This is a genomic window from Pelagimonas sp. (assembly GCF_050633425.1).
In the GTDB taxonomy this organism is placed as follows: Bacteria; Pseudomonadota; Alphaproteobacteria; order Rhodobacterales; family Rhodobacteraceae; genus Pelagimonas.
On record NZ_JBOEGM010000014.1, the window covers coordinates 23,274 to 30,869 of the forward strand.

The window sequence follows — 7,596 nt, forward strand, 5'->3', positions numbered from 1 at the left end:
AAGGGCTATGTTAACGCCTTGGACACCCATAGGCTGAAGAGAGCTGAAACATGAAGAATGTCATAGAGCCTGAATATCAAAAGCGATTTTTATTGGCCTCGTTGATCATTGTGGTGCTGGCATATGCGTTTTGGACCGGGTCGCGCTATCCGGCGCTCAACGAAAAGGCGATGATGTCGGGCGCTATTCAGTTGGAAGATCCGCTGAGCTTTGAGGCGAAATATCCGCTGACCGAAGCCATGAGCGTGCTGGAAAAGATTGGTTATTCGACGCTGAATTGGATCAATACCAACAAGAAGGGCATGTTGTTTGGCATGTTATTCGCCGCAGGCTTCATGACCTTGCTGCCCTATATTCAGCGCCGCAGCTTTCGCGGAGGCTTTGCCAATTCGATGATGGGCATGGCGATTGGGGCGCCGTTGGGGGTCTGCGCGAACTGTGTCGCGCCGATTGGCAAGGGAATGTATTCTGCCGGGATGCGGGCGGAAACCATGCTGTCGGCTATGGTGGCCTCTCCGACCTTGAATGTTATCGTATTATCTATGCTTTTCAGTCTGTTACCCTTTTACATGGCGGTCGCCAAGATCGGGATCAGCCTTGTGATGATTTTGGGGGTGGTGCCTTTGATCTGCCGGCAATTGCCACGCAGGGAAATTGAAGTGCCGCTGGCCGAGCCGGTGCCGTGGTCGGCGCAGGAGCTTCATGACGGGTCGGAACCGCTGAGCGCGGCCATTGTTGCGGTGGCGATCGGCTATGCCAAAAACCTGTGGTATTTGATCAAGCTGACTGTTCCGTTGATGTTATTGGCGGGGTTTCTGGGGGCGACGGTTGGTGTGTTGCTGCCGCAGGATTTGATTGTCGGCCTTGGATTTGGGATCGGGATTTTGGCCTTGGTGACCTTGGCGGGATTGTTTTTGCCGGTGCCGATGTCCTTTGACGTGGTCCTGACCGGGGCCTTGATCGCGACGGGTCTGGCGCATGGCTATGTTATGGCCTTGCTGGTCACGCTGGGCAGTTTTTCGGTTTATCCGTTCTTCATTATCTACCAGACTTTGGGCAGACGGGCGGCGATGTTGATGGCTGCGTCGATTGCGCTTTTGGGGTTTGCCGCAGGTATTGGGGCCAATGCCTATCACGAATGGCAAACCAAACGTGCGTTGGAATTGCTCTTGGGGGAGGCATCTGCGCCGGTGCTTTGGGGCGCGGCCGAGGCCGCAGGGCAGGAACCCGCCTTGACAGTGAGCAGCGCCGATGCTGCGCGTATTGCAGTTTATGCCATGCCATTTGCCCCGCCCAGCCCGGCGGCAGACACAGGGTTTACCCGGATGGAGGCCAGCACGCTGGGCATCGACAAACCGGTTGAGTTCACAATGCGCGATATGTGGCCACCGTTTTGGGAAGGCCGCAGTCTGTCTAGCGCCGATTTTGACCGCGACGGCGACATTGATCTTGCTGTCGCGTCAACCGAAGTTGGTTTGTATTTGTATCTTAACGATGGCACCGGTCAATTCACCCGTCAGGATGTGGAACTCGGGGCTTTGGCGAACATGCCGATTTTCAACGCCGTGTTGACCGATGTCGATAATGACGGCTGGCCGGACCTGTTTTTGGCCACCTATCAGGAGGGCAATTTCTGGTGGCGCAATGAGGGCGGCAAGTTTGGTGCTCAGCCGCCTCAGCCGGTGGCGAACAACCCAGAGGCACCGCTGAGCATGGGGCTTAGCTTTGCAGATGTGGACAGCGACGGGTTTTTGGATGTGGCCTTGGGCAATTGGGCCGCAGGGTGGTATCGGCGGATTCCGGGGGAAGAAGCGCGCAACCGTGTTGTGTTGAACAAGGGCGGGGCGCTGGATGGAAGCGCCTTTGTCGATTTGCCGGGCATTCCGGGGGAAACCCTGACGATTTTGTTTTCGGATTTGAACGCGGACGGGCACCAAGATCTTGTTGTTGGGAATGACTTTGACATCCCTGACTATTTTTACCGCGGGGACGGGCAGGGCGGGTTGACGATGATCACCCAACCCGAGGGGCTGATCCCGCATACAACCACAACGACAATGGCGGTGAAATCTGCGGATTTGTTCAACCAAGGGCACCCGGCCCTGTATATGGCGCAGATCGCGGGGCGGTCTTCGGGCGTGTCGCAAAAGCTGAAAATGCAGCGGTTGGATAAATATTGTGATGCGATTCAAGACAGCGCATCCAAAGCCATCTGCGAGCAGAATATGGCGATCAAGGCGTGGTACAAATCGGGCAACAGCTTTGATCCGACCTATGCAAATCGGTGTTTGGAGCTTGAAGGACGATATCAGGCCGAATGCAAGGCCATGCTGGTCAAGGATCTTGCGATTCAGCGCCGCGATGCATCGCTCTGTGATTTGATCCCGGCCCAGCAACCGATCCCCAAAGCTTTTTGCGCGTTGCATTTCAAACCGGCGCGAACCCCCACGGCTGAGGAAATCACGCTGACGCATCCGCAAATCCTACGATCCAATGTGGTTTTGGAGTGGGACGGGGCGCGTTATGTGGACACGGCGGCAAAGCGGGGCTTGGATGTCGGCGGGTGGAGCTGGGACACCAAGATTGCAGATTTTGATCATGATGGTTGGCAAGACATTTTTATTGTCAACGGAACATGGGTGCCCAACGAAGTGTCGCCCTCAAACCTGTTTTTCCACAACACGGGAAAGGGTGATTTTGAAGAGGCCTCGGGCGCTTTTGGGCTTGAGGATTATCTTATGACAGCGGCGGCGACCCGGTTTGACATGGATGGGGACGGCGATCTGGATCTTGTCACGCATCCGGTAAATGGGCCGCTGATGGTCTATAAAAACAACACCCAAACCCCCGGAATTGCCTTTCGTTTACAGGATGGAACAGGCAACCGTGATGCGATTGGTGCGCAGATTACGCTGGTTTCTAATGACGGGTCCCAGCAAACACGAGAACTTCAACTGGGGGGTGGTTTTATGAGCTTTGACGCCCCGCAAGCCCATTTTGGGCTGGGCAGTGCGCGGTCGGCGGCCGAGGCAAGTATTCGCTGGCCGGATGGTCATGTCACAACCTTGGAAGGCCCTATAAACGTTGGCAAAATCTATTTGGTTGAACGGAATTAATGTGTGTTCGACCCTGAGGTGTGCCAAAGTGATACAGTCAGGAAATAATTGACCCCAAGGCAACCATTGAGTTGCATCGGCTATTTTTTGCCAATTAGACTAAACGTAACTGTGACCTGCGAAATACGTGGGAACCACTTCTTTTGATACGACATTGGAAAATCCCTCATGATTCGCCTGCTGCGCCGTTTTTCTGTTGCCTGTGCATTAGCTTTGTTCCCAGTCATGTCAGTTGCAGCCCCTGTTGGGCCAACGATTTCGGTGCTTTTTTTACCTGATGAAATCATGCCGGACGCGGTAACGACGATGATCATCACGCTGGAAAATTCCTCGGGCACAAACGCGTCTGAAATGGCATTTTCCGGAACGCTTCCCGGTGATTTCGTGATTGCAGCGGGGGGGGCCGAAACATCCTGCAGCGGTTTGCTTGTTGCGGCAGAGGGAACGAAAACGCTCGCCTTTTCTAATGGCCAACTGGCAGATGGATCGAGCTGTACGATCGAAATTCCGGTGACGGGGCCAAACGCGGAAGCGCAAACTTTTTCCACCTCTGGTCTGACATCCACCGCCGGTTCAGGGAGCGCCGGTTCTGACGAATTGACGATTTCGGCCAACAACCACACATTCGCGAGCAGCTTGTCGCCCGCCTCTATTGACCTGGGGGATGTGACACGGATCACGTATAATCACACCCATACGACCGGTGGTTTTTTCGTAAACTTCACAATGAACACGGCGTTGCCGAGTGGTTTTGTTGTTGCCTCGCCGCCAAATGCGGCCGCCAGCTGCGATGGCACACTTGAAGTCGAAGCAGGCGCGTCTAGCTACCGATTTCAATCATCCCCGTTCGGCCCAGTCAGTTGTGAAATCAGCCTGGACCTTAAAGCGGTCGAACGTGGCGACCACACTATTAGCACATCGTTTCAGGCTTCTAACGGTGGTGCTTTGAGCAACGCCATGACCTATCGTAACGAGGTGTCAGTTTCCGCCCTGCCTGTCGGCAGTGTGGGTTTGAACAAGACCTTTGATGTGTCAACCGCGTCGGCGGGTGATGTTGTTCAAATGACGTTTGAATTGCAAAACGTGTCACGCAGTTCATCCGCAACCAATATGACATTTACCGATGACCTGTCGGCCTTTTTGGCGGGCACCGTTGTGTCGGGAACCTTGCCATCTGCCCCATGTGGCGCAGGGTCGTCGCTCAGCGGGACATCTCTCTTGACCCTGACCGGAGCGTCATTGGCACCCGAAAGCTCCTGTCGGTTCACCGTCGATATTGCACTGCCAACCGGCGTGACGGGGAACACAAGCTATGTGAATACCACAAGCGCCTTGACCGGTGACCTTGATGGAAGCCCGTTCACAGGGTCAGTAGGTCAAGCGCGGATGACTGTTTTGGGGGACGGTTTCTTGCCGGTGTCTCTCACCAAGTCATTTATCGGCACTGGTGCGACGGCGAACGACGGAATTGCCGCTGGGGCAACGGGGACAGCCCGCTATATTCTGACAAACCCGAACTCCTCAGATGTGGTAACGGACGTTGCTTTTACCGACGGTTATAGCGCCGTTGCCGGTGTTGTTTTATCGAGCGACGTACTGTGTGGCGGCAGTGTTTCCTTTAATTATTCTTCCGCAAAACTTACTGTCTCGGATGTTGATGTTCCGGCAAATAGCAGTTGTCAGGTGGACCTCGACGTGACCTTGGAGGATGCAACACCGCCGGGGAGCTATCCGGTCACATCGAGTTTGGTTCGCGGAAAAATTGGTGCGGTCTCGGTTGAGGCGGCACCTGACACGACAAACTTGGTGGTGCTTGGCGGTGCGAACCTGAGCATTGCCAAGACCTTCTTGGAGGACAGTGTCGTTGCAGGCCAGACAACCCAGGTCAAGTTCACAGTGTCAAGTGCGGCTGAATCTCAGTCAACGGCTGTGTCGCTTGCCTTTACCGACGATCTTGACGCATTTCTGGCCGGCACAACCTTTGTATCGACGGACACGAATGAGTGTGGCGGATCCATGTCTGGGACGTCGGTTCTAAGCTACGCCAACGGGTCAGTTGCTCCTGGTGATAGCTGTGACATCATTGTGACGATTTCGACCAGCGGCACCGCGACAACCGGGATATATACCAACACGACCTCGGCGCTTAGCGCAACAGCTGGTGGCGCAGCCACCACAGCCGTTGCGGCATCAGATTCCATTGATGTTTTTGAAGGTGGTACCTTTGAGACCTCTATGGTCTTTGTGGAAAGCCCCTATCCGGCTGGAACGACCGATCCGGTAACCGTTCGCTTCACCTTGGACAACTCACTGGGTACCAGTGAATATTCAGGGCTGGCTTTTACCGAAGATTTTAATGCGATCCCCTCGCTGACTTTTGGAGTAATGCCATCGCTTCCCGCGTCTTGTGGGGGCGGCTTCGTGTCGCCAAGTGGGTCATCCATTTTGGTGGCAGGCGTCGTGATTGCACCAGGACAGATTTGTACATTTGATATCCCAATGAATGTTCCTGAATCCACCGACCCAGGAAGTTATTCGTTTGAAACAAGCAGTCTTACGGCCACTGTGAACGCTTCGTTCGTGACCTTGTCACCAATCAGTGGAACCCTGACCGTTGCCGATGGTCCGCTGCCTTTCTTGAAAAGCTATGCCACCAACCCGGTTTATGACGGCGCGACAACAGTGGTGACTTACACAATCGAAAACGCCCTGTCTGAGGCCGTGGATACCATTGCCTTTACAGATAATTTGGATGCCGCGCTGAGCGGCTTGGTTGCGACTGGTCTGCCTTCCGCCCAATGTGGCGGGACATTGTCGGGCACGTCGACCCTGAGTTTTACGGGGGGAACGCTCGCGGCAAATGCAAGCTGTACAATCTCTGCGACCCTGGCAACTCCGGGCGGATCCGCATCAGGCGGGTATCCGGGAACCACCAGCACGGTAACGGCCGAAACAGTCGCGGCGAACGTGGTTTTGACCTCTGATGCGGCAGATGCCGAATTGGTCATCCAAACGCCGGCGTTGGCGACGTTTGCCAAATCGTTTTCATCACACATTGTTGGTGCAGGCACTACGAACACAGTGACATATACGATCACCAATACCGGGACTGCGGCTCTCTCGGGTATTGAATTCAGAGATGACATGGATGCGACGCTAAGTGGCTTGGCTGCGAGTGGTCTTCCAGTCAGTGATGTTTGCGGAACCGGATCGACCCTTTCGGGAACCAGCACATTGCAGCTCCAAAATGCCAGCCTACCAATCGGAGGGTCTTGTACGTTCAGCGCAACGCTTCAGGTTCCCGGCTCGGCCAGCAGCGGCAGCTATTCGGGCAGCACAAGTGCGCTTGAAAGCAATGGTCTGGATATCGCGGATCCAGCGTCATCCAGTTTTGCAATCGAAGCCGCGCCGACATTTGCCCAAGCGATGTCACCCTCCAGCCAGGTTCAGGGTGGTTTGACACGCGTCACGTATACAATCGACAACTCGGCCGGATCGACGAGCGTGACATCCTTGGCCTTTAGCAACAGCTACCCGGCTTTGATGACAAACGCCGCAAGCCCCAATCCAACCACGACCTGTACGGGCGGCACCTTGACCGCCGTCGGGGGCGCGGGCAGCATGAGCTATTCAGGTGGCACAGTTGCCGCCGGCGCGAGCTGTACAGTCTCTGTAACGGTCCAATCGACATCGGCCACGAGCCAGACAAGCACCTCGTCTACGTTGACATCTTCGATGGGGGACAGCGGGACATCGTCAGCAACCTTGACGCTGTCCGCAGCGCCCGTGCCAACCTTTACCAAGGCCTTTGCATCGCCAAGCGTGACCTTGGACGGGTCGGTGGGCATGACATTGACCATCAACAACACGACTGCTTTGGTGCCTGCGACAAGTCTTGATGTCACGGATAGCCTGCCAGCGGGCATGGTTGTTGCGGCAACACCGAACGCCAGCACAACATGTACGGGCGGCACATTGACCGCTGTTTCTGGTGGATCCAGCGTCAGCTATACAGGCGGTACTGTTCCGGCTTCGCAAAGCTGTACAATTACCGTTGATGTCAGAGCGACGTCGACAGGGACATTGGTCAACACAACCGGGAACCTCACATCGAGCCTTGGGAATTCGGGCACAGCGACAGACAGCCTGAACGTGCCCTCCATCACGCTGAACACGCCGCTAACGGCCGACAATATTATCAACGGGGCCGAAGTGAGCACCGTGACCTTGTCCGGGACAACAGCCTTGGTTGGCAATGGGCGGACTGTGGCCATTCGGATCACAGACAGCGCGTCGGCGGTTCATAACTTTACGGCAAACGTATCCGGGAATGCCTGGACAACCACCGAAGATTTGAGCGGCCTGGCCCAAGGCGCGGCCACGGTTTCGGCCGCAGTCACGGATGCCTCAGGATCGTCGGCCGGTCCGGCGACCACTAGCTTCTCGATCGATACACAAGCCCCGACCGGTCATGGTGTGG

3 protein-coding genes are annotated in these 7,596 nt (G+C 55.5%); 2 read left to right on the forward strand and 1 reads right to left on the reverse strand.

What is annotated here, in order from left to right:
* The first annotated feature begins 50 nt into the window (after nucleotides 1-50).
* The gene (locus ACRBB0_RS12880) at nucleotides 51-3,116 is read left to right on the forward strand and encodes an FG-GAP-like repeat-containing protein (protein ID WP_431374842.1); all 3,066 of its coding nucleotides are present in this window, start codon (nucleotides 51-53) and stop codon (nucleotides 3,114-3,116) included.
* An 80-nt stretch (nucleotides 3,117-3,196) separates the two neighbouring features.
* Here ACRBB0_RS12880 and ACRBB0_RS12885 read toward each other — a convergent pair whose 3' ends face one another.
* Nucleotides 3,197-3,796 (reverse strand): hypothetical protein, encoded by a 600-nt coding sequence (locus ACRBB0_RS12885; protein ID WP_431374843.1) that lies wholly within the window; start codon nucleotides 3,794-3,796, stop codon nucleotides 3,197-3,199.
* 277 nt (nucleotides 3,797-4,073) lie between these two features.
* Between ACRBB0_RS12885 and ACRBB0_RS12890 the strand changes: the two genes are divergently transcribed.
* A partial coding sequence (locus ACRBB0_RS12890; RefSeq protein WP_431374844.1) for a beta strand repeat-containing protein occupies nucleotides 4,074-7,596 on the forward strand: 3,523 nt, incomplete at its 3' end.

Coding starts and splice junctions, on each gene's coding strand:
- ACRBB0_RS12880 (WP_431374842.1), top strand. CDS start 51: ATGAAGAATGTCATAGAGCCTGAATATCAAAAGCGATTTTTATTGGCC.